Source organism: Buchnera aphidicola (Acyrthosiphon lactucae) (genome assembly GCF_005083565.1).
In the GTDB taxonomy this organism is placed as follows: domain Bacteria; phylum Pseudomonadota; class Gammaproteobacteria; order Enterobacterales; family Enterobacteriaceae; genus Buchnera; species Buchnera aphidicola_AH.
The window spans coordinates 344,739-369,517 of sequence record NZ_CP034891.1 but is presented as its reverse complement, the minus strand read 5'-3'; the positions used below and the strand labels follow the sequence as shown (position 1 = coordinate 369,517).

The 24,779-nt window shown below is 24.3% G+C and carries 23 protein-coding genes and 3 tRNA genes; 15 read left to right on the top strand and 11 right to left on the bottom strand.

Going from position 1 to position 24,779, the window contains the following annotated elements; translation table 11 throughout:
- Positions 1-56: 56 nt before the first annotated feature.
- Both murJ and D9V61_RS01690 read left to right on the top strand, forming a co-directional pair.
- Positions 57-1,598 (top strand): murein biosynthesis integral membrane protein MurJ, encoded by a 1,542-nt coding sequence (gene murJ, locus D9V61_RS01695; protein ID WP_158339513.1) that lies wholly within the window; start codon positions 57-59, stop codon positions 1,596-1,598.
- Positions 1,599-1,724: 126 nt separating this feature from the next.
- Positions 1,725-2,777, top strand: coding sequence for an OmpA family protein (locus tag D9V61_RS01690; protein ID WP_158339512.1), 1,053 nt, complete (start codon positions 1,725-1,727; stop codon positions 2,775-2,777).
- 110 nt (positions 2,778-2,887) lie between these two features.
- On the opposite strand, the gene D9V61_RS01685 is transcribed toward D9V61_RS01690, so the two are convergent.
- Positions 2,888-2,972 (bottom strand) — tRNA-Ser (locus D9V61_RS01685).
- 166 nt (positions 2,973-3,138) lie between these two features.
- Between D9V61_RS01685 and D9V61_RS01680 the strand changes: the two genes are divergently transcribed.
- Positions 3,139-3,209 (top strand) — tRNA-Cys (locus D9V61_RS01680).
- Between the two features lie 14 nt (positions 3,210-3,223).
- Positions 3,224-3,307 (top strand) — tRNA-Leu (locus tag D9V61_RS01675).
- A gap of 24 nt (positions 3,308-3,331) precedes the next feature.
- On the opposite strand, the gene rsmC is transcribed toward D9V61_RS01675, so the two are convergent.
- A complete protein-coding gene (rsmC, locus tag D9V61_RS01670; protein WP_315984407.1) occupies positions 3,332-4,123 on the bottom strand; it encodes a 16S rRNA (guanine(1207)-N(2))-methyltransferase RsmC in 792 nt (263 codons plus the stop codon).
- A gap of 14 nt (positions 4,124-4,137) precedes the next feature.
- On the bottom strand, positions 4,138-4,344 hold the full coding sequence (locus tag D9V61_RS03180) for a hypothetical protein (RefSeq protein ID WP_261979456.1): 207 nt from the start codon (positions 4,342-4,344) through the stop codon (positions 4,138-4,140).
- Between the two features lie 223 nt (positions 4,345-4,567).
- Here D9V61_RS03180 and minC point away from each other — a divergent pair, with 223 nt between their 5' ends.
- From minC to minE, 3 genes are read left to right on the top strand one after another with little or no spacing between them, the layout of a single operon-like run.
- The gene (minC, locus tag D9V61_RS01665; protein ID WP_158339511.1) at positions 4,568-5,278 is read left to right on the top strand and encodes a septum site-determining protein MinC; all 711 of its coding nucleotides are present in this window, start codon (positions 4,568-4,570) and stop codon (positions 5,276-5,278) included.
- Positions 5,279-5,304: 26 nt separating this feature from the next.
- Complete coding sequence (gene minD / locus D9V61_RS01660) at positions 5,305-6,117, top strand: septum site-determining protein MinD (protein WP_158339510.1); 813 nt, start codon at positions 5,305-5,307, stop codon at positions 6,115-6,117.
- 2 nt (positions 6,118-6,119) lie between these two features.
- A complete protein-coding gene (minE, locus tag D9V61_RS01655) occupies positions 6,120-6,371 on the top strand; it encodes a cell division topological specificity factor MinE (RefSeq protein ID WP_158339509.1) in 252 nt (83 codons plus the stop codon).
- A 150-nt stretch (positions 6,372-6,521) separates the two neighbouring features.
- Here the strand turns inward: minE and tsaB are convergent, their stop codons facing one another.
- The 5 genes from tsaB to zwf all read right to left on the bottom strand — a co-directional run bounded on the left by tsaB (position 6,522) and on the right by zwf (position 12,214).
- On the bottom strand, positions 6,522-7,187 hold the full coding sequence (gene tsaB / locus D9V61_RS01650) for a tRNA (adenosine(37)-N6)-threonylcarbamoyltransferase complex dimerization subunit type 1 TsaB (RefSeq protein ID WP_158339508.1): 666 nt from the start codon (positions 7,185-7,187) through the stop codon (positions 6,522-6,524).
- Between the two features lie 60 nt (positions 7,188-7,247).
- Positions 7,248-8,828, bottom strand: coding sequence for a TerC family protein (locus D9V61_RS01645; protein ID WP_158339507.1), 1,581 nt, complete (start codon positions 8,826-8,828; stop codon positions 7,248-7,250).
- A 292-nt stretch (positions 8,829-9,120) separates the two neighbouring features.
- Positions 9,121-9,330: a cold shock-like protein CspC gene (cspC, locus tag D9V61_RS01640; RefSeq protein ID WP_158339506.1), complete on the bottom strand. Its 210-nt coding sequence runs from the start codon at positions 9,328-9,330 to the stop codon at positions 9,121-9,123.
- A gap of 349 nt (positions 9,331-9,679) precedes the next feature.
- A complete protein-coding gene (gene htpX / locus D9V61_RS01635; protein WP_158339505.1) occupies positions 9,680-10,558 on the bottom strand; it encodes a protease HtpX in 879 nt (292 codons plus the stop codon).
- A 180-nt stretch (positions 10,559-10,738) separates the two neighbouring features.
- A complete protein-coding gene (gene zwf / locus D9V61_RS01630; RefSeq protein ID WP_158339504.1) occupies positions 10,739-12,214 on the bottom strand; it encodes a glucose-6-phosphate dehydrogenase in 1,476 nt (491 codons plus the stop codon).
- Positions 12,215-12,499: 285 nt separating this feature from the next.
- On the opposite strand from zwf, the gene pyk reads away from it, so the two are divergent.
- From pyk to znuB, 3 genes are all read left to right on the top strand, one after another.
- A complete protein-coding gene (gene pyk / locus D9V61_RS01625) occupies positions 12,500-13,942 on the top strand; it encodes a pyruvate kinase (protein ID WP_158339503.1) in 1,443 nt (480 codons plus the stop codon).
- A 1,176-nt stretch (positions 13,943-15,118) separates the two neighbouring features.
- On the top strand, positions 15,119-15,835 hold the full coding sequence (gene znuC, locus D9V61_RS01620) for a zinc ABC transporter ATP-binding protein ZnuC (protein ID WP_158339502.1): 717 nt from the start codon (positions 15,119-15,121) through the stop codon (positions 15,833-15,835).
- A gap of 32 nt (positions 15,836-15,867) precedes the next feature.
- Positions 15,868-16,656 carry a zinc ABC transporter permease subunit ZnuB gene (gene znuB / locus D9V61_RS01615; protein ID WP_158339501.1) on the top strand — a complete coding sequence of 263 codons (789 nt, stop codon included), beginning with the start codon at positions 15,868-15,870 and terminating at the stop codon, positions 16,654-16,656.
- 9 nt (positions 16,657-16,665) lie between these two features.
- On the opposite strand, the gene aspS is transcribed toward znuB, so the two are convergent.
- The 3 genes from aspS to trxB form a co-directional block, all read right to left on the bottom strand.
- Positions 16,666-18,432, bottom strand: a complete 1,767-nt coding sequence (gene aspS, locus D9V61_RS01610; protein WP_158339500.1) for an aspartate--tRNA ligase — start codon at positions 18,430-18,432, stop codon at positions 16,666-16,668.
- Between the two features lie 162 nt (positions 18,433-18,594).
- Positions 18,595-18,813 (bottom strand): translation initiation factor IF-1, encoded by a 219-nt coding sequence (gene infA / locus D9V61_RS01605; protein ID WP_009874269.1) that lies wholly within the window; start codon positions 18,811-18,813, stop codon positions 18,595-18,597.
- 108 nt (positions 18,814-18,921) lie between these two features.
- Entirely contained in the window at positions 18,922-19,881 is a 960-nt protein-coding gene (gene trxB / locus D9V61_RS01600) for a thioredoxin-disulfide reductase (RefSeq protein ID WP_158339499.1), read from the bottom strand.
- Between the two features lie 368 nt (positions 19,882-20,249).
- On the opposite strand from trxB, the gene serS reads away from it, so the two are divergent.
- From serS to D9V61_RS01575, 5 genes are all read left to right on the top strand, one after another.
- On the top strand, positions 20,250-21,533 hold the full coding sequence (serS, locus tag D9V61_RS01595; protein WP_158339498.1) for a serine--tRNA ligase: 1,284 nt from the start codon (positions 20,250-20,252) through the stop codon (positions 21,531-21,533).
- 37 nt (positions 21,534-21,570) lie between these two features.
- Positions 21,571-22,656 carry a phosphoserine transaminase gene (gene serC, locus D9V61_RS01590; RefSeq protein WP_158339497.1) on the top strand — a complete coding sequence of 362 codons (1,086 nt, stop codon included), beginning with the start codon at positions 21,571-21,573 and terminating at the stop codon, positions 22,654-22,656.
- Between the two features lie 63 nt (positions 22,657-22,719).
- Positions 22,720-24,003 (top strand): 3-phosphoshikimate 1-carboxyvinyltransferase, encoded by a 1,284-nt coding sequence (aroA, locus tag D9V61_RS01585; RefSeq protein WP_158339764.1) that lies wholly within the window; start codon positions 22,720-22,722, stop codon positions 24,001-24,003.
- 52 nt (positions 24,004-24,055) lie between these two features.
- Complete coding sequence (locus tag D9V61_RS01580; RefSeq protein ID WP_158339496.1) at positions 24,056-24,310, top strand: (d)CMP kinase; 255 nt, start codon at positions 24,056-24,058, stop codon at positions 24,308-24,310.
- On the top strand, positions 24,280-24,711 hold the full coding sequence (locus tag D9V61_RS01575) for a (d)CMP kinase (protein ID WP_315984406.1): 432 nt from the start codon (positions 24,280-24,282) through the stop codon (positions 24,709-24,711). The genes D9V61_RS01580 and D9V61_RS01575 overlap by 31 nt, the downstream gene beginning before the upstream one ends.
- Positions 24,712-24,779: the final 68 nt, after the last annotated feature.

Genomic DNA, 24,779 nt, shown 5'->3' with positions numbered 1-24,779 from the left:
ATTTTTTATTTTAAAAAACAGTTATAGTTTCTTTTATAGTTATAGGTTAGTTTGGAATGAATCCTTTAAAATCTTTAATATCAGTTAGTTTAATGACTTTAATATCTCGTATATTAGGTTTTATTCGAGATGTTTTAATTGCGAGTATTTTTGGTGCTTCTATTTTTACTGATGCTTTTTTTATATCTTTTAAAATTCCTAATTTATTACGTCGTATTTTTTCTGATGGTGCATTTTCTCAAGCTTTTATACCTGTTTTAATGGAATATAAAGTTCATAAAAACGAGAAATTGGTACAGAATTTTATTTCTTCTATTTTTGGATTTATGCTCTTTTTTTTGTTTTTATTAACTATTTTAGGAATGTTTTTTTCTCAATCTATAATTGTAATAAGTGCACCAGGTTTTTCAGACTCACCTGAAAAACTAATATTATCTACAAATTTGTTAACGATAATGTTTCCTTATGTTTTATTGATGTCTTTATCTTCATTGTTTTCATCTATTTTAAATAGTTGGAACTATTTTTCTATTCCAGCCGTTTCTCCAATATTTTTAAATATTACTATTATTATTTTTTCTATATTTTTTAGTTCTTTTTTTCATCCTAATATTATTTCTTTAGCTTGGGCAGTTATTATAAGTGGTTTTATTCAATTATTTTATCAAATTCCATTTTTATATAAAATAAATATGTTAGTTATTCCGAATTTTAATTGGAATAATATTGGTCTTATAAGAGTTTTAAAAAAAATGGGACCTGCGATTTTAGGAACTTCTGCTAATCAAATTTCTTTAATAATTAATACTATTTTTAGCTCTTTACTTAATTCTGGATCAATATCTTGGATATATTATGCTGATCGATTGATAGAATTTCCAGTAGGAATATTAGGTGTTTCACTAAGCACTATTTTATTTGCATCTCTTGCCAAAAATTATAAAAACAAAATAATATCAGAATATAAAAAATTATTTAATTGGGGTTTTCGTATTAGTTTAATTTTATCTTTACCCAGTTCAGCAATACTTTTTTTTCTTGCAAAACCGATAATTATAGTTCTTTTTAAATATGGAAAATTTACAGATTTTGATGTTTTAATGACGGAAAAGGTATTAAAATTATATGCTTGCGGTTTAATTTCTTTTATCTTAGTGAAGATTTTAGCTTCTGCTTTTTATGCTTGTGAAGAAATTAATATTCCTATGAAGATTTCATTATTAACACTTTTTTTAACTCAATTAATGAATCCAATTTTTATTTTTTATTTTCAACATGCGGGTCTTGCTTTATCGGTTAGTATATCTGGTTGGATAAACTTTTTTTTACTTTATTGGAAATTATATCAAAGAAAAATTATATGTTTTCAATATAGTGAATTAATTTTTATTTTTTATGTAATATTATCAACATTAGTGATGATTTTAGTTTTATTTTCTATATTACATATGATGCCGTTTGAGGATATTAGTTTATTTTATGATAAAATTATTTGTTTGTTTTTTGCTTTATTAGTTTCTGGTATTACATATTTTTTGATGTTAAATATTTTAGGGATACGTTTATTAAATTTTTCTTATAAAAATATTAGAATATAGTAATATTTTATTAATCATATATCAATGATAATTTATCATTGATATATGATTAATATCATATTTATTATATAATATTATATAAATATCATTTTTCTTATAGTTCATCTAAAAATAATGGAGTTTCAAATGAAAAAACGAGCTCTCGCTATCGCGTTTTTATTAGCAAGCTTGATTTCCCCAGTTCAAGCTGAAGAACAAAATGGATGGTATCTAGGTACAAAAATGGGATGGTCTCATTTTAATCCTTTAAAGTATGATATTCATAATATTTTAGCTAATAATAATCAGGATAATTTTTTAATAGAAAATTTCAGTGCTCCAATTGTTGGATTGTTTTTAGGATATGAGTTTAATCCGTATTTTGGTTTGGAAATAGAAAATGATACTAATGGTTTTTCTCCTCATTTTATGTTTCAAAAAAATAAAGAACATATGCAATCTAATAGTGTTCAAGTAGCAACTAAATTATCTTATCCGATAACAGATGATTTTCATCTTTATACTAGATTAGGTGGGATTGTTTTATGGGATGATCTTGCTTCTAAAGACACTGTAAAAAATTTATTTAGTAAAGAGAGTTCATTATTTCCTAGTGTTTCTTTAGGTGCTGAGTATATTTTTAATGAAAAATTTATTACTAGATTAGATTATAATTGGAAAAATAGTGTGAAAAATATATTGAATTCGTCTATTAAACCTTCTCTAGGAGATGCAGTATTATCTATTGGATGGAAGTTTGGAAAATCGAATATAAATGATATGTTTTCATCTTATGATCCTGAATTACTAAACGCACAATATAGTGTTTTAAATGAAAATGTAAATTTTCCTTTTAATAGTACAGAACTAAAACCCATTGCTTACGATAAACTAAATAAATTAGATGATGATATAAAAGAGATGAAATTGAAAAATATTTCTATTATTCTTTTAGGACACTCTGACAAAATAGGTAATTATGAATATAATCAAAAATTATCTGAAGACCGTGCTTATAGTATTAAAAATTATTTAACTTCTCGAGGATTTTCTAGAGATAAAATAACCGTTAAGGGTATGGGGAGTTTATATCCATTAACTAATCAAGTATGTAAAGATATAAAAAATAAACCTTTACTAGTTAGTTGTTTAGCTCCAGATCGTCGTGTAGAAATTGAAGTATTATCTGATATTCAATAAATTAAATCTAATATATTAGATTTTTTAAAATTTAATTTATAAAATTTTTTTAGTTCAGAGTAACAACAGATATTTTTATATTTTACTATATTTTTTAATGTATTAATTTTCGGAGAGGGAGAGATTCGAACTCTCGGACGATTGCTCGTCGGCGGTTTTCAAGACCGCTGCCTTAAACCACTCGGCCACCTCTCCGATATAAAAATATAAAAAAAATTTAAATAAAATATTATCTTTATAATAAATCATTATATTATTTATTGCAAAGGTAATTTTATTTTATTTTTTAATAATTAATTTTTTAAAATAATTAATTTTTTTATTTGTAATTTTATTTTTTTTTTTCTATAATAATATTACAGGCGTGTTGACAGATTGGATATGTAGCGGATTGCAAATCCGTATAACCCGGTTCGATTCCGGGATACGCCTCTAAATTTTTTTATGCCCGGATGGTGAAATTGGTAGACACAAGGGACTTAAAATCCCTCGGCTTTATAGCTTTGCGGGTTCAAGTCCCGCTCCGGGTATTAAATAAAATTTTGAAAATTACTTTATAAAAAAGCTTGATATACTTTATATTTACTTGTTTTTTTTAGTATATAAAATTTTTTAAAAAATCTTTTTAATAGAATATTAAAATTTAAAAAATTATTTGTGACAAATCTTAATTCTCCTCTTAGTGTTAGGTATTTCCTAGAACAACATATCATTTTTTCTATTATATTAAAATCAATTTTCAAATCATTATGAAAAGGTGGATTAGAAATAATTAGATCAAATTTTTGAAAAACATTCGAGTACAAATCACTACATACTACATCTCCCTTTAATTTATTAGCATCAAGCGTAAATTGACTACATTTTAATGAAGACATATCGTTATCAACTAACGTTAAAATAGCATTAGGTGAAAAATATAATAGAGATGCTGACAAAAATCCTGTACCACAACCAATATCTAAAACTGTTCCAGTTATTTTATTTGAGAAAGTAGATGCAAGTAATTTACTACCCGTATCTATTTTTTTATGACCAAAAACGCCAGGTAGTGACTTTATAATTAAGTCTCTCCATACGTGTGTTTTAAAAAAATCTTCTAATATAAAAACTATATTTTTTTTAATAAACCCTGAAAATAGAATAGAATGTTTTGCATTGTCTACTTTATCTAATTTTATCCATTTTTGAAAAATTAATGGAGCGCTTTTTACTCCGCTAGCATTATGTCCTACAATAAATATTTCCGTATCAACAGGAAATGATGAAATAATATTCATTAATTGAAATGTTGCTTCTAATTTATCTTTAGGCCAATAATAAATTATTGTATCGCAATTTTTTATTGTTTCTTTAGAGATTAATAAATTGTTATAAACACTAATATTTTTAATATTTTTTTTTTAAAATAAATATAATTATTGTATTTTAGAAGGTTTATTTTTGTACTAATAGTATGCAAATATAACGGAAATTCATCTTGTATGTTTCCTGAAAAAAAAACTTTTTTTGTTTGAAAAAATTTACTATATCGTAGTATGATTTGACTATTTTTAGATAGTAACAAAATAATACTTTCCTTATAAATTTTAATAAAAATATATTTTATAAATGTATTTTTTTATATATATTTTTATTTGTAATATAAAAATAGAAATTGTTATCATATATTATTTATATTATAATTTAATCTAATAAAATTACGTTAATTTTTATAAAATATAAAAATAAAATTTATATTTATATATAAATTTTATGTGCATATAAGTTAGTATTATTGAGCAATAAATATGCAAAAAAAATCTATCGAACTTAAAAGTAGCAATTTTACATTATTAGTATTGTATTTAAATAATCATAATATTGATTTAATCAATCAATCATTATATAAAAAAATTCAAGAATGTCCAAAATTTTTTAAGAATGCACCTGTCATTGTCAATGTTTCCAGATTATGCAATACAGTAAACTGGAAAAAAATACAAGAAATTATTATTTCTCATGGTTTTTTTGTTGTAGGAGTAAGTGGTTGTCAAGATAATATGTTAAAAAAAAATATTATTGATTCAGGTTTGCCTGTTTTATCAGAAAGAAAAAAAAATGAATCCCATTTTTTTACTAATTTTTGTTTTAATTCTAAAAAAAATAAAAATGAAATTATTAATAAAGTAGAAAAAACTCATATTATAGATATACCTATACGATCAGGTCAAAAAATTTATGCTAAACATGCTGATTTAATAGTTATTAATAATGTTAGTGCAGGAGCAGAATTAGTAGCAGATGGGAACATTCACATTTATGGTATAGTTCGTGGTAGAGTTCTTGCAGGTGCTAATGGAGATACATCAAGAAAAATATTTTGCACAGGATTATTTGCTGAATTAGTTTCTATATCTGGAGAATATTGGTTATCAGACCAGATACCATCAGAATTTATTGGAAAATCAGCTCAAATTTACTTAAAAAATAAATTTTTAACTATCAATTCTCTCAGTTAAGTGTATTTTTTTAAGGATATTTTTATATGGCACGGATTATTGTAGTAACTTCAGGGAAAGGAGGTGTAGGTAAAACTACTTCAAGCGCGGCTATTGCAACTGGTTTAGCACAAAAAGGCAAGAAAACAATTGTTATAGACTTTGATATAGGATTAAGAAATTTAGATTTAATTATGGGATGTGAACGTAGAGTAGTATATGATTTTATTAATGTTATTCAAGGTGATGCAACACTTAATCAAGCTGTAATTAAAGATAAAAAAATAAATAATTTATTTATACTTCCTGCATCGCAAACGCGAGATAAAGATGCTCTAACACCTATTGGAGTTGAAAAAGTTTTAACAGAACTTATAAAAATGGAATTTGATTTTATTATTTGTGATTCACCGGCAGGAATTGAAACAGGTGCCATGTTAGCAATATACTTTGCAGATGAAGCTATTATTACTACTAACCCTGAAGTTTCTTCAGTACGAGATTCTGATCGAATATTAGGAATAATTGCTTCCAAATCAAGAAGAGCCGAACAAAATAGTATTCCTATAAAAGAATATCTTTTATTAACACGTTATAATCCTATACGTGTTAAAAAAGGCGAAATGTTAAGTATGACAGATGTTTTAGATATTCTTCAAATACCAATAATAGGTGTGATACCTGAAGATACATCTGTTCTTCGTGCATCGAATCAAGGTGAATCTATAATATTAGATATCAATTCAAATGCAGGACATGCTTATAGTGATACTGTAAATCGATTATTAGGTAAAGAACAGCGTTTTCGTTTTATTAAAGAAGAAAAAAAAAGTTTTTTACAACGTTTATTCGGGAGATAGGTATGGCTTTGTTGGATTTTTTTTTATCCCGGAACAAAAATACTGCTAATGTTGCAAAAGAGAGATTGCAAATTATTGTTGCAGAACAAAGAAAATATAATAATGAACCAGATTATTTCCCACAATTAAAACGTGAAATACTATCTGTAATTTGCAAATATGTAAATATAGAACCAAATATGATAACTGTTCAATTAGATCAAAAAAATGAAGATATTTCTATATTAGAATTGAATATTATTTTACCTGATTAAAATTTCTTAATAAAATATGTTATTTTAAAAAAAATAAGAAATAAAAATTAATTTATTAAATTTTTTACTAATTTAGTTCAATCAATACTGAAGTATATTTAATATTTCAGCATTGATTGTTTTTTATCTTATAAATATAAAAATATTTTTCTAAAATGTATTGTATAAATAATTAATACTATTTTCTTCAGAACAACATAATTGTTTATTTCTTATTTTTAATAAAGTAAATGGAATTATATCTTTTGCGTTAGGAAGAAAAATTTTAATTTTATTTATATTTGAAGAATTTTTAAATTCAATCAATTGCCATTCATTACTGACAAGAGTCCATTTATTCTTTAAATTGTTAATTTCATTTATAATTAACTTTTTTTTTAATAAAGATTCAGTATGTTCTCCTATCCAAATAGATTTTTTATTTCTTATATATTTAGCCCAATATACTTCTGTTTTTTTTGCATTTATTACAACTATTATTTGTTTTTTTTTATATTTTCGCCATGCTTTTTCAGCCATAATTGCTAAAGTAGAAATACTAATGATAGGAATATTTAAACTAAATGACAAACTTTGTGCAATACTCGCTGCAATACGTATACTTGTAAAATTTCCAGGTCCTTTAGAAAAAGAAATATAATCTAATTCATCAAATTTTGTTTTCGTTTGAAATAATATTTTTTGAATCATAGGTAATATTTTTGTGGTATGTTGTTTTTCACATTTCTCTGATAGAGAATAAATGTATTTATTTTTATATATAGCAATTGAACAACAATTAATTGAGCTATCAATTGCTAAAATTATATTGGACATACTTTTCTCAAAGAATTAATTTGATTTAAAAAAGTGTGTAATTTTTTAATGATTGTAAATCTATTTATATATTTCTTGATTTTGATCTTGATTTTTAGTAATTCTTACTAAATCAATACGATATTCTGTTGCTTTGATAATATGAAAATGAAATGGATAAATATAAATTATTTCTCCTGGAAGTGGTAATTGACCTTTTTGAGCAATTAATAAACCTCCTAATGAAGCATAATTATTTTCTTTAATGAGTTCTTCAGTATTAAGTAATTGTTGTAATGAATGTAAATCGGTTTCACCTTTTACTAACCAGCTATTTTTTTCTTTTATAATATCTGGTGTTTCATCAGCGTCTGGAAATTCTCCTGCTATAGCTTCTAACACGTCTAAGGGAGTAATTAACCCTTGTACCACTCCAAATTCATTGCTAACAATTACAAAACTACCTTGAGCACGACGAAGTACACCAAGAAGATTAATAGGATCAAGTGTATCTGGTATAATAATCGGTAAAATCTTACTTGAAAAAATAGATACATCTATTTTTTTCTCAATAGCAACTAATAATTCTTTAGCACGTACAATACCTATGATTTCATCTAGTTCTCCTTTACATACTGGGAATAAACTATGTGGTGTATCTAATAATTGCATTCGAATTTCATCGGTATTTTTTTCTGTATTTACCCAAGAAATATTGCTACGTGGAGTCATGATACTTCTAATAGATCGTCCGGCTAACGTAAGAACACCGTTAATCATATATCTTTCTTCATCTTTAAATGTTTCCATTTCTTTTGAAGATTGAATAGAAGCAGTTTTTTGATTATTTGTTGTTATTTTTTTTGTTTTTTTTTCTTTATCTTGTTCCCCTATCATTAATCGTAAGATAGCTTCAGCTGCTCTTTGTCTCATAGGTCTTCTAGATTGATTTTTCATAAAATTATGACGTGCTATTTGATTAAAAATTTCGATTAAAATCGAAAATCCTATTGCAGCATATAAATATCCTTTGGGAATGCACAATCTTAATGCTTCTGTCACTAAACTAAAACCAATCATTAATAAAAAACTAAGACATAATACTACAACTGTTTGATGAAGATTAATAAAATTAGTTAATGTTTTTGATGCTAACAACATCAAAAGAGTTGCTAATATAACTGCTATCATCATAATTAACAACTGATCAACCATACCAACTGCTGTAATTATTGCATCTAAAGAAAAAACTGCATCTAATACGACTATTTGAATAACTACGGCCCAAAAACCTGCATAATTTTTACTTTCTGGATTTTCATGATGATTATTTTCTAATCTTTCATGCAATTCCATTGTAGTTTTAAATAGTAAAAAAAAACCACCAAATAAAAGAATAATATCACGTATTGATAAAGAAAAAAATTTATTATGAATAATAGGAGAGTTAAGTGTTACAATCCAAGATATTAATGATAGTAGTGCTAAACGCATTACTAGAGCTAATCCCAAACCGATCAAACGTGCTTTATCTCTTTGATTAGGAGGTAGTTTTTCTGATAAAATTGCTACAAATATTAAATTATCAATTCCTAATACTACTTCTAATATAACTAGTGTTAATAAGCCGGCCCAAGTTGACGGGTCTAAAAAAAACTCCATCAGAAAAAACTCCATAAAAAATAGGATGTATCGATTTATTATATCTAGAAGATTAAAAATATTTTTGATAAAAACAGGTCATTTGATGAAAATATTTCTGAAGAATTAATTTTTGAAGTTACTACTTATTTATAATTACAGTAAAATAATAGATTTTTTTAGAGGTTAAAATATAAATTTATAATAGAAAATAAAATTTTTTTAATTATTTTGATTTTTAATTTTTAAAAACATTAAGTCCTCTGATTTTTTAACAGAGGGCTTTGAATTTTTTTGATTAACTCATATGTTTTTATACAGAAAAAACATTTACTGCAGCGGGACCTTTTTGCCCATTTTGAATTTCAAATTCAACATTTTGCCCTTCAGTTAATGTTTTAAATCCATTTCCTTGAATTGAAGAAAAATGAACAAAAACATCTTTACTTCCATCTGATGGAGTAATAAAACCAAAACCTTTAGATTCGTTGAACCACTTAACTTGACCTTTAATCTTAGCCATTTTGTAACTTTCCTTAAGAATATTTTTTAGTCTTATTGATAATTTGTAGAGAAAAAAGAGACATTACTGTATAGGGCATGAATTTAAGATTTGGCAAGAGAAGCTGTTTCAACGTCTTTACTCTAAACTTTTTTAAATTTAATATTCTATGCATAAACAGGATTGTAACTTATTTTTACCTAAAAAAATTTAATTTATAATCAAAAGCATAATATTTTTATATAATATCATTATATGTAAAAAAAGCAAGTTTAAATTTATTTAAAAAAAATATTTTTATGTATTTAAATTTTTAATTTTCTTAATAGAAATATAAAAATATATTTCTATTAAGAGAAGTATGTTGTTATTACATATATTCTTTATTATGTAATGCCTGTATTCTCTTTTCTAAAGAAGGATGAGATGCAAACAATTTAAAAAAAGAATTAGATTTTCCGTTTATACAAAATGCAATCATATTATCAGATTCTTGAGGTTCATGACTAGTTTTTAACCGATTTAAAGCAGAAATCATTTTTTCACGACCTACCATTTTGGCAGAACTAGCATCAGCATAAAATTCACGATGTCTAGAAAACCACATAGTAATAATACTAGCTAATATACCAAAAATTAATTCAAAAAATGTAGAAATTAAAAAATATATAAATGGATTTTTTTCTTCTACATTACTTTCATTTCGATTAGTTGATATAAGATTGCTTATTATTTGTGAAAGCATTCGAGATATAAAAATTACAAAAGTATTAACGACACCTTGAACTAAAGTCATAGTAATCATATCACCATTTGCAATATGACTAATTTCGTGAGCAATTACTGCTTCTGCTTCATGAAGACTCATATTTTCTAATAATCCCGTAGAAACAGCAATTAAAGCAGAATTACGACGTGCACCTGTTGCAAATGCATTAATATCCGTTGCATGATAAACTGCGATTTGAGGCATAATAATACCTTTTTGAATAGATTGTTTTCGAACAGTATTAATAAGCCACTTTTCTATTTCATTTCGGGGATGCGTTATAATTTCACCATTTACAGATCGTAATGCAATCCATTTTGATAAAATTAATGATAAAATAGAACCACTAAAACCAAATAAACCTGACATAATTAATAAACTGTAAATACTATTAGACTGAATACCTGTTATTAAAAGAATCAAACTAAATATTAACATAACTGCTAAATTAGTTAATAAGAAAAGAATAATACGTATCATAAGATATTATCTTCCTCGATTAGCAAAATGAGTATTTTAAATAAATTTAAAATTAAATATTTTATAACATTAAATATATATTTTTTTATTTTGTTATTTATAAAAATACTAAAAAATTAATTTTTAAGCTATCATAGTTGTCTTAATTAAGTCAAGATAGATAAATTTTTTAACATTTTTTTAATGAAATTGATACCAATAACGATTATCATTAGCAAGCATTAAATCTGAATTTTTAGGACCCCAAGTTCCAGATGTATATAATTGAGGAGAATTGTTTTTAGTATTTTTCCAACCATCTATAATTGGATCTATCCATTTCCATGCTTCTTCTACTTCATCACGACAAACAAATAAAGATTGTATACCTTTCATACTTTCAAATAATAATCTTTCATAAGCATCAATTAAATGTTTAGAGTATTTTTGATAAAAATCACTAGATTTTAATTGAGAATATTCTAGTTTATATTCTTTTTCTAATCCTGGTATTTTGTTTATGAAATCAAATTTAATATTTGTATTTGGTTCTAAACGTATAATTAATTTATTTTGTAATATTTCTAATTTTGAATTTTTAAATAGATTATAAGGGCTTTTTTTAAAATAAACTACTATTTCAGAATATTTATGTGCTAAACGTTTTCCCGTTCTTATATAAAATGGTACACCAAACCATTTTTTATTGTTCAGACTAACTTTTATTGCAATAAAAGTTTCAGTTTGACTACTTTTATTTGCACCGTTTTCTTCTAAATAAGAAGGCACTTTTTCCCCTTTAATAAATCCGGAGGAATATTGTCCTCGAACAGTATTTTTATTTATATTATTCATATTAATAGGATTTAAAGCACGTAATATTTTTACTTTTTCATGTCGAATACTTTCAGAAGTAATGTTTTTTGGTTGATCCATTGTAAGAATTGTTAATATTTGTAACATGTGGTTTTGCACCATATCTCTCATTTGTCCTATCATGTCAAAATAATTCCATCTATCTTCAATTCCTACTTCTTCAGCCACAGTAATTTGGATATGATCAATAGTTTTATTATTCCAGTTATGAAAAAAAAATGAATTAGCAAATCTTAAAGCAAGAAGATTAAGTATCGATTCTTTTCCAAGATAATGATCAATACGAAAAATTTGTGATTCTAAAAAATATTTAGCAATTTGATTATTAATTTTTTTTGATGTTTCTAAACAAGTTCCTAGTGGTTTTTCTAAAATTATACGTGATGGAATAGAATTTAAATATGCATCACCTAAACCTTTAAAAATAGAATTTAACGTATTAGGAGGAACTGCACAATAATAAATATTTATATTTTTTTTTTGATTCAGTATTTTTTTTAATCTAAAAAAATGTAATTGTTCATAGACATCAATATTACAAAAAAATATACGAGAACTAAGTTTTTCCCAAACATACTCGTTAATTTCTTCATTTAAAAAATTTTTTATTTCTGTTTTAACCATTTTTATATAATCTTGTGCATTCCAATTAGCACGGCCAGCAGCAATTATACGTGTGTGTTCATGTATTTTTTTAGATTTTTCTAATTTATATAAAGCAGGTAATAATTTTCTTTTTGTTAAATCTCCTTTAGCACCAAAAATTACTAAATCGCACGCTTGATTTGTTTCTATGATCATAATCTTCTCTTTTTTGAAATTTATATATAAAATTTAAGATTTTAATGCAATAATTTAAGTAATAATATTTACGTAAAATTGTATAAATCTTTAATATTTATAAATAAAATTTTTTTAAAATATACTATAATTTAAGATTTTTTATTTTTTATCATATATTATCTAAAATAAAATTATTTTTATTAATTTTACTAAATAACTTAATAAATATAAATAAATATTTCATATTGACTTATATTTATATAAATATATTTTTTTAAAAAACTTTTTATAAGGTGTATTTTTATGTTAAATCGATTAAGAAGAACAAAAATTGTAGCTACTTTAGGACCTTCTACAGATATTAATAATAATTTAGAAAAAATAATTCGTTCTGGAGTAAATGTTCTTCGATTCAATTTTTCTCATGGTTCAGAAAATGAACATAAATTAAGAGCAAATCAAGCTAGAGAAATAATGACAAATTTGAATTGTCACATTGCATTGCTTGGTGATTTACAAGGTCCTAAAATTCGAATTTCTAAATTTAAAAATAATAATATTTTTTTAAATATTGATGACTTTTTTATATTAGATGCAAATCTGGGAGAAAATAATGGAACTGAAGAACGAGTAGGTATTGATTATAAACAATTACCATATGATTTAAAAGTAGGTGACATATTATTATTAGATGATGGAAGAATACAGTTAAAAGTATTAAAATCAAATCATTATGAAATATTAACCAAAGTTATTATAGGAGGCATTCTTTCAAATAATAAAGGTATTAATAAATTAGGTGGTGGTCTATCTGCAAACGCATTAACTGAAAAAGATGAAAAAGATATAATTCTTGCATCAGAAATTGATGTGGACTATTTAGCAATATCTTTTCCACGATGCAGCGATGATTTAAAAAAAGCAAGAAAATTAGCTAAAAAATATGGAAGTGATGCTAAAATTATTGCAAAAATAGAACGTGCAGAAGCTGTAATAAATCAAAATTCCATAGAAGATATAGTTTTATCATCAGATGCAATTATGATAGCAAGAGGGGATTTAGGTGTAGAAATTGGAGATTCGGAATTAGCTGGTATTCAAAAAAAATTAATTAGAACTGCTAGACAATTAAATAGAATAGTAATTACTGCGACACAGATGATGGAATCAATGATTATAAATCCATTACCTACTCGTGCAGAAGTGATGGATGTAGCTAATGCTGTTTTAGATGGGAGTGATGCAGTCATGCTTTCAGCTGAAACAGCATCTGGTAAATATCCAGCTGAAACTGTTATAAAGATGGCTAAAATTTGTAAAGGTGCTGAGAAAGTACCAAGTATTAATGTATCTAGACATCGTTTGAATGCGCAATTTAACGATATTGAAGAATCAATTGCTATGTCAGCTATGTATGTCGCTAATCATTTAAAAGGAATTACAGCAATTATAACTATGACAGAATCAGGTAAAACTGCACTTATGACATCTAGAATTACATCTGGATTACCTATTTTTGCCTTGTCAAGAAATAAAAAAACTTTAAATTTATCAACACTTTATAGAGGTGTTACTCCTATATATTTTAATAGTAAGAATAATGGTTTTAAAGCGGCTAATGAAGCAATTATTCTTTTACGTGATCAAGGTTTTTTATGTACTGGAGAATTAGTTATTATTACTCAAGGTGATATTATGGGAAAAATAGGAAAAACTAATACTAGTAGAATTTTAAAAGTTGTATAATTTTTTTAAAATTTTTTTTTAATATCTTTTTTTATCATATTTTTGATTTTTTATTTTTTTTTATAAAGTATAAAGTTAAATTTGGAGAACTAGTTAAAGAGTTATTATTTTATAATATAAATATAAAGTAGTAGATAAACATTTTACTTAAGAAAAAATTTTCTTCCTTATTTCTAACTAATTGTATAAATTTTAACTTAAATATTTTTAAGATATATAGTGAAGAATATATTATTTTTTTTAATCTGATGTTATAATTAGCTATTTTAAAAATTTACTTTTATAATTTTTTATTACTAGTAGTAAAAATAAAACATCTTAAAGTATAGTTAAATCTATCTCCAAAATTGTATTATTAAAATAAGTTATTATGTTAAGTTTACATGAACTAAATTTCAAATAAATTCTACATTTTTTTAAAATATATAACTTATAACAAAATTGGTTATTTCGTATAATTTTTTAGAATATATTTTGATTGAATAATTCAAATAATTTCATTTATTTAAGATTGTATAGAGAGTATTTTAAAAAAATTATTTTTTAATTAATACAATTAATTCATTAAATTATATTATGATCAAGTGTTTCTTGAAAAAACATGTAATTTTTAGATATAAAAATCTAAAAATCTAAAAAAATTATCAATATTTATTCTATCTATAAATAATATCGATAATATTTCTATTAGTTATAATATTTAAAATACGCATAAATATTACTTATTGTGATAATGATCTATTCTGATTATATTTAATAATATTAATGTTTATATTTTCTTATTAGTTTTTTTCTTTTTTATTTAATCTTTTAAATTATATAAAAAATGATTTTTATGTAATTTTAATAAATTAAATTCTAAATTTCTTATAAAATCAAAAATAATTTTATGAAAATTTAGTATTTTTTTTATTTTTAATAAAAAATCTTGCTTTTTTTTACGGAATATAATTTATATTAAGAGTACTCTCTATAATAAATTCCAGAAAACATATTTAATTTTTTATTTTTTTCATAGAGTATCTTAAAATTTCTAATATTTTAGCTATAATTAGATTAAAATTTAAAATTAATATATTTATAATTGATATCTTTGTTTATTTTTGAACATAATATCGATTTTCATCTCAAAAAATATATCTTATAATATTAAGATTAAAAAAAATTCATAAAATTATGTTTGAATTTATAAAATTAAAAAATATTTATGTAACTTTATCCAGTCGTTCTATTCTTACTGATATATCTTTATCTTTAATTCCTAATCGTGTTCTTACCTTGATTGGACCTAACGGAGCTGGCAAATCTACTTTAGTACGTATTATTTTAGGATTAATAAAACCTAGTTCAGGTACAATTATCCGTTCATATAATTTATCTATTGGTTACGTACCTCAAAAATTAAATCTTAATACTTTATTGCCTATTACAGTAGAACGATTTATGAAATTATCTAAAAAAACAAATAACATAAAAATATCAGAAATGTTAAAACGTGTAAAAGCAGAATCCTTGATTTGTTGTCAGTTACAAAAATTATCTGGCGGAGAAATACAACGAATTCTTTTAGCTAAAGCTTTATTGAAAAATCCTAATCTTCTAGTTTTAGATGAACCTACACAAGGACTTGATGTCATGGGACAATTAGCTTTATATAAATTAATTAATACAATTCGATACGAGTTAAAATGTTCTATTTTAATCGTTTCTCATGATTTAAATTTTGTTATGGCTAAAACAGATGATGTTATTTGTTTAAATAATCATATTTGTTGTTCTGGAACACCAGAAACTGTTTGCAATAATTTAGAATTTATTTCTATATTTGGATTTAAACGTGTACAAGAACTAGCAATTTATCATCATGACCATAATCATGTTCATAATTTTTAAATGTGTAAACGTTATTGAAGAGTGATTTTTTTATGTTGGAACTAATTTTTCCGGGATGGTTAGCAGGTGTTATACTGGCTTTAATAACTGGTCCATTAGGTTCATTTATAGTTTGGCGTCGTATGTCATCTTTTGGTGACACTTTATCACATTCTTCTTTACTCGGTATAGCTATATCTGTAGCATTCAATATTAATTCTTTTTATACTCTATTTTTTCTTATGAGTTTAATCGCAATTATTTTAGCATGGTTAGAAAAATTATTTCCTGTTTCATTAGAAACGCTATTAAGTATAATCTCACATAGTTCACTGTCTTTAGGAATGGTTTTTATTAGTTTAATGTCTTCTAATAAAAAAATAAATATTACAAATTATCTATTTGGTGACTTATTGTCTGTTACAAAATATGATTTAATTATTATTTCAATAAGTAGTATGATAATACTTAGTATTTTACTTTTTCGTTGGAATTTAATTTTATCAGCAACTATTAATGAAGAATTAGCACAAATAGATGGAGTAAATATTTTTTATGCTCGGTTAATTATTATGTTAATGACTGCTTTTACTATTTCTATAGCAATTAAATTTGTAGGTGCATTGTTGATCACATCTTTGTTAATTATCCCACCTGCAACTGCACAACATTTTTCAGGTTCCCCAGAAAAAATGGTTATTATTGCTATAATAGTAAGTATTTTATCTGTTACAGGAGGAATATCTTTATCTGTTTTATATAACACACCATCTAGTCCATCTGTTGTTTTATGTTCTACTTTCTTGTGTTTATTAAGTAACATAAAAAAATATTTTTATTAAAAAATTTTTTTACAATTTATTTTTAGAAAATTTTATAGCTAGTTCTTGTAATATTGAACCATCTATTATACTAGGAGAATCAGTCATTAAACAACTTGCTGAAGTTGTTTTCGGAAAAGCAATAACGTCTCTAATATTGTTACTATTAGTTAAAAGCATAACTATTCTATCTAATCCTAAAGCTATTCCTGCATGTGGAGGGGCGCCATATTGTAATGCTTCTATTAAAAATCCAAATTTTTCTTTTTGTACTGATTTTTTTATTCCAATAATATCAAATACTTTCTTTTGCATATTAACATCATGAATACGTACTGAACCTCCACCAACTTCATAACCATTTATTACAAGATCATAACTGTCTGATATAGAGATTTGAGGTGAGTTTTTTAATTTTTTTATATCCTTATTTTTTACAGCAGTGAACGGATGATGAGTAGAAGAAAAATTTCCTTTAATATCTTTCATAAACATTGGAAAATTAACTATCCATACTGGTTTCCAACTATTTTTTTTAGTAATATTAAAATCAATTCCTAATTTTAAACGTAGCATACCAAGAGACTTATTTACAACATATTCTTCATCAGCAATTAAAAATAATATATCTCCGTTTTTAGCTTTGCTTTTTTCTATTATTTTTTTTAAAATAACTTTATCTAAAATATTTTTTATAGAACTATAAATCTTTGTATGTCTAATATTATTTTCTATTATTTTTATATAAAATAATTTTTTTGCATTAAATTTTTTTATATATTGAGTATAGATATCAATTTTTTTTCGACTTATATCTGTAGCATTAGAAATGCATAATAATGCTATTCGGTTATTTTTTTTAGAATCTAAATTAAAAAATAATCTAAATTTTTCATCTTTTAAAATATCAGATACATCAATAATTTCAATGGGATTTCGTAAATCAGGTTTATCTGATCCATATTTTCTCATTGATTCATAAAAAGATATTTTAGGAAACTTTGGTAAATTAAAATTTATTATTTTTAACCAAATTTTTTTTATAAGTTTTTCCACTAAATTACGAATTTTTTGAGCATTCATAAAAGATGCTTCAATATCAATTTGTGTGAATTCTGGTTGTCGATCTGAACGTAAATCTTCATCACGAAAACATTTTACTATTTGATAGTATCTATCTATACCAGCAATCATTAACATTTGTTTAAATAATTGCGGAGATTGCGGTAATGCATAAAATTTTCCATAATGATTTCGACTAGGTACTAAATAATCTCTAGCACCTTCTGGTGTCGATTTGGTAAGAATAGGAGTCTCGATATCTAGAAAATTTTTTTTTGTCATGAATGTTCTTATTAAATAAGTTATTTGGTTTCTTATTTTAAGATTTTCTAAAATATTAAAAGAACGCAAATCTAAATATCGGTATTTTAATCTCGATTCATCATTATTTTTTTGTTTATAATTTAATGGTAATGACTTAGAAACATTTAAAATATTTAATACATCTGCTAAGATTTCAATCTCTCCAGTACTAATTTTTATATTTTTATTTTTTTCTTCTCTTTTTTTAACTGTACCAGAAACTTGAATACAAAATTCATTTCTTAAATTTAAAGCTTTTTTAAAAATTTTTTTGTTTTTTAATTCAAAAATCACTTGAACAAGACCAGTGCAATCTCTCATGTCAACAAAAATAAATTGACTAAAATTTCTTATTTTATGTACCCAACCACATAATTTTACTGTTTTATTAACATGAATTATTCGAATATTTCCACAATATTTAGTACGCATAAATTCTCTTTAAAATTTTTTATTTTTATAAAAATAAAAAAATTCATTTTATTTTTTAGAAGATTTATTAAGATAGATAAGTTTCTAGGAAATGAATATTACTTTTCAGAAAATAATTGATTATGTTATATCTTTTAATTTTATTTTTTCATATAAATTTTATTAACGACTTCTAAAAATAATTCTTCCTTTTGTCAAATCGTAAGGTGTCAGTTCTACAGTAACTTTATCTCCTGTTAATATTCTAATATAATTTTTTCTCATTTTCCCTGAAATATGTGCAGTAACAATATGTTTATTTTCTAATTCAACACGAAACATGGTATTTGGTAATGTATCTATTACAACTCCTTGCATTTCAATATTTTCTTCTTTAGACATTCGGCTCTCATTAAATACATTTAAAAATATTAAATTTATTATAGCAGATACTAGTCATTTTGACTAGTATGTTTTTATAAGATTTAATCATTCTAAATGTAAATTTCTTTATATTAAAGAATTAAGATAACGTTCACTATCTAATGCTGCCATACAACCACTGGCAGATGAAGTAATTGCTTGTCTATAAACATGATCTATTACATCACCTGCAGCAAAAACTCCAGGAACACTTGTTTGAGTATAATTTCCATGTTTTGCACGTATTACTTTAATATAGCCATCTTTCATTTTTAATTTATTAATAAATATACTAGTATTGGGAGTATATCCAATAGCAACGAATAGACCAGAAACCTGAATTTTTAATTCTTTTGTATTTTGTAAATTTTTCTGTTCGATTAATAAACTATTAACTCCATAAGAATCCCCTAATATGTTTTTTATAGTAGAATTTAAAAAAATTATTATTTTTTGAGTTTTTATTTTTTTTATTAATCTATTAAGTAAAATTTTTTCGGCACTGAAATTAGTTCCACGATGTATTAAATAAACTTTTTTAACAAAGTTTGACAAATATAATGTTTCTTCTATAGCTGTATTCCCTCCACCCACAACTGCAACTTCTTTGTTTTTATAAAAAAAACCATCACATACAGCACATGTTGAAACGCCTTTTCCTTTAAAAAAATCCTCTGATTTTAATCCTAAAAAACGAGGATTGGCTCCAGTAGCAATAATAACAGAATCGGCAGTATATTCATTATTTTCTCCCCTTAAATAAAAAGGTTTTTTTTCAAAATCCACTAAATTTATATTATCAGAGATAACTTTAGTATCAAGTTGAATAGCATGTTTATACATTCGTTCCATTAACTCTGAACCACTTATTTTATCAGCATCTCCTGGCCAATTTTCAATTTCACTAGTATTCATTAATTGTCCTCCTACATTTAATCCAGTAATCAAAGAAGGTTTTAAATTAGCTCTTGAAGCATATATCGCAGCAGTATATCCTGCTGGTCCAGATCCTAAAATAATTATTTTACTATGCTTGATATTATGCATATTAAATTTCCTTAAAATAAATATCTCTTTAATTAAGTTGATTGAGAATATAATAAATATTATAGTTTTCATTTATTACTGACAATAAATTGTTTTTTTATATAAAATTAAATCGGGAATATTAATTTAACAGATAAAAAAATCTTATTTTTAATAAAATTTTTTATAATAATACTACTATATATTTTTAAATTCTATGAAATAAATTTAGTATATTAAGTATGTGATTTCATTTTAAAAAATATTTATTTTTTTTATTACATAGTAAAAAAATAAATCTTTATTTGTAAGTTATTAATTTATTAAATATTTCAATAACTGTATTAAATAATAATTTTTATTAATCATTTAAAAGAGAAAAATATTTTATGTTAAATCCTTATTTATTACGAAATGAATTGCATTTAACAGCTAGAAAACTATTAAAAAAAGGTTACGAATTAGATGTTTCGGCAATATCTTCTATGGAAGAAAAAAGAAAAAAACTACAAATTCAAACCGAGAATTTACAATTTAATCATAATTCTTTATCAAATTTAGTTAAAGAAGCTAAGATTACTAAAAATAAAAATGAATTATTAAAACAGAAGGTTATACAATCCGGTAAAGATTTAGATGCTTCTAAAATCGAATTAAATTCTTTAAAGGAAAAAATATATAATTTTTGCATGTATATACCTAATATTCCTTCTGATGATGTTCCAGAAGGAAAGACATCTATTAATAATAAAGAAATTAAATATTGGGGACAAAAAAAGAAATATGATTTTATAGTTCAAGATCATATAAAAATAGGAAAAAAATTTAACGAATTAGATTGGAAATCTTCTGCAGAAATGTCAGGATCACGATTTGTTGTAATGAAGGGGAAGATTGCTCTTTTACATCGTGCACTCAGTCAATTTATGTTAGATTTACATACTTTAAAACATGGTTATATCGAATCTTATGTTCCTTATTTAGTTCACTCTAAAGCTTTATATGGAACAGGACAATTACCAAAATTTAGTGATGATTTGTTTCATGTAAATATTACAGATAAAAAAAAATATATATTAATTCCGACTGGAGAAGTTCCATTAACTAATTTAGTTTATAATCAAATAGTAGATGAAAAAGATTTACCTATTATGTTAACTGCACACACTCCTTGTTTTCGATCCGAAGCATCTTCTTATGGACGTGATACTAAAGGATTAATTCGATTGCATCAATTTGATAAAGTTGAATTAGTCCAGATTGTTACACCAGAAAAATCTATGGAAGCATTAGAACAACTAACTTATCATGCTGAAAAAGTTTTACAACTTTTAGAATTACCATATAGAAAAATGCTTTTATGTAGTGGAGAAATGGGATTTTCAGCTGTAAAAACTTATGATTTAGAAGTTTGGTTTCCTTCTCAGAAAAAATATAGAGAAGTTTCTTCTTGTTCTAATATGAACGATTTTCAAGCGCGTCGTATGAAAGCTCGTTATAGAAAAAAATCTGAACAAAAAAATTTTTTTGTGCATACACTCAATGGATCAGGTTTGGCAATAGGTAGAACGTTAGCAGCTATTTTAGAGAACTATCAACATTCTGACGGTCGTATAGAAATTCCTAAAATTCTTCAAAAAAAATATATGCAAGGTTTAGAATTTATAAATTAGTTTATTGATATAAGATTAAAATATGTTTGGAGAAACTATGAATATAGTTTATAACTTTAGTGCTGGTCCAGCTATGATTCCAAAAGATGTTCTTTATAAAGCTAAAAAAGAATTACAAAACTGGAAACAATTAGGTTCTTCTATAATGGAAATTAGTCATCGTAGTGAAGAATTTATTCAAGTAGCTTTAGAAGCTGAACAAGATCTGAGAGATTTATTAAAAATACCTGATTCTTTTAAGGTATTATTTTGTCAAGGTGGAGCTAGAGGACAATTTTCTGCTGTTCCGATGAATCTATTAAATAATTCAAAAACAGCAGATTATATAAATAGTGGTTATTGGTCAAATTGTGCTTTTATAGAAGCTAAAAAATATTGTATTCCTCAATCTATATTTATTAGAAAAACACATAATAAAAGAGAATCTCTTTTATCAATGAATCAATGGAATATTAATAAAAACTCGGCATATATCCATTACTGTCCTAATGAAACAATAGATGGACTATCTATTTATGAAGAGCCAAATTTTGAAAATAAAATTATTATTGGAGATTTTTCCTCTTTTATCTTATCACGTCCAATTAATATTGAAAATTATGATCTTATTTATGCAGGTGCTCAAAAAAATATTGGTCCTGCAGGTATAACAATAATTATTATTCGAGAAAAACTTATAAGAAATCCATCTAAGATATCTCCTTCTATTTTAGATTATCAAAAAATATCTGAACACAATTCTATGTTTAACACACCACCTACATTTTCTTGGTATCTATCAGGATTAGTTTTTAAATGGTTAAAAAAACAAGGTGGTTTAAAGAAAATTGAAAAACTAAATCAAAAAAAATCAGATTTATTATATAAAAAAATAGATGATAGTGATTTTTATATTAATGAAATAAATGTTAAAAATAGATCTAAAATGAATGTTGTATTCCATTTAATTGAACCTAAATTAAATCAAATTTTTTTAAAAAAAGCTTCTGAATTAGGTTTAAATTATTTAAAAGGTCATAGTATAGTAGGAGGTATGCGTGCATCTATTTACAATGCTATGCCGTTAGAAGGTGTTCAATCTTTAATAAAATTTATGTCATATTTTGAAAATCGATATGGATAAATTATCTTTATTTTATTTTTAATATACTATTTTAACTTTAATTAAATAGAGCGTATATTCATGATGCAAGATTTTTTAAATTTAAAACCAATATCTTATGTTAATGGAACTGTCTATTTGCCAGGTTCGAAAAGCATTTCAAATAGAGTTTTATTACTTTCTTCAATAGCTAAAGGAACAACATGTTTAACTAATTTATTAGATAGTGATGATACACAATATATGCTAAATGCTTTAAAAAAATTAGGTGTTCAGTATTCTTTATCTGATGATAAAAAAACATGTCATGTTCAAGGTATAGGTCAATGTTTTCATTTATCTAAACCTATTTCGCTTTATTTAGGAAATGCAGGTACTGCTATACGACCTCTTCTTTCTATATTATCTTTACAGAATAACAATGTTTTATTAAGTGGAGATGATAGAATGCATGAAAGACCTATCAAGCATCTTGTTGACGCTTTAAGAAAAGGAGGTGCTACTATAGAATATGAAAAAAATAAAGGATATCCTCCAATACGTACAAGAGGTGGTTTTATCGGAGGATCTATTTTTCTAAATGGAAATATTTCTAGTCAATTTTTAACATCATTATTAATGAGCGCTCCGCTTGCTTTAAAAGACACTATTATTTTTATAAAAGGGAATTTAGTTTCTAAACCTTATATTGATATTACACTTAATTTAATAAAATGTTTTGGAGTAAATATTAAACATGATTCTTATAATGTATTCTATATACAAGGTCAACAAAAATATAAAACACCAGGAAATTATATAATTGAAGGAGATGCTTCTTCAGCTTCTTATTTTTTAGCTGCTGCTGCTATTAAAGGTGGTTCAATTAAAGTGTCTGGTGTTGGTAAAAAAAGTATTCAAGGTGATATAAAGTTTGCAAATGTTCTTGAAAAAATGGGAGCAATAATTGTTTGGGAAGACTACTCTATTACTTGTACTCGTAATAAATTAATCTCAATAGATTTAGATATGAATCATATTCCTGATACAGCAATGACGGTTGCTATTTTAGCTCTTTTTGCTAAAGGTACTACTATTATTAGGAATATATATAATTGGCGGGTTAAAGAAACTGATCGATTAGCTGCAATGACTATAGAATTAAGAAAAATTGGTGCTATAGTTGAAGAAGGAAAAGATTTTTTATCAATTTCTCCTCCTGTTTTTTTTAAATATTCTAATATTGAAACTTATAATGATCATCGTATGGCTATGTGTTTTTCACTTGTATCTTTATCAGGAATAGGTGTAAATATAATTAATCCAAGTTGTATTTCCAAGACTTTTCCATCTTATTTTAAAGATTTTTTATCTATTAGTAAGATCTAATAAATTGTATATAATTTTTTCATAGACCTTTTTTTCAGATTAAAGATAAAATATGATAAATAAAATTCCTGTTATTACTATTGACGGTCCTAGTGGTGTCGGTAAAAGCACACTTTCTAAAATAATAGCAAAAAAGTTAAATTGGTCATTGTTAGAATCAGGAAAAATTTATCGATTGATAGCTTTTCTAGCATTAAATAATAATATTGCTATTGTTGAAAATAATATTGTTAACTTATTAAAAAATTTAGATTGTTGGTTAATTAAAAAAAAACTATTGATTATTTTCATAATTTACAAAACTTAGAGATAATTAGTAATGTTTCTTCTCAATTATCAACTTATCCTCGTGTTAGAAACATTTTACTAAAAAAACAAAGATTAATGAGATGTTTACCTGGTTTAATAGCAGAAGGACGTGATATGGGTACTGTAGTTTTTCCAGATGCTATACTTAAATTTTTTTTAAATGCCAATTTAGAAGTGCGTGTAAATAGAAGAATGTTAGAATTAAGAAAAAATGCTTGTTATATTGATTTTAAAGAATTATTTACACAAATGCAAAATCGTGATACACGTGATCAAAATCGCTTAATTTCTCCTTTATGCATAGCAAAAAATGCTATAATATTAGATTCTACGTATATGAGTTTATCAGAAGTCATTAAGACTTTAATGAAATATATTATTGAAAAAGTAAAAATATAATTAAAATTCAATGAAATATTTAAAAATTACACTCTTTGATAAGGATTATTATAAGATATATAAAACAA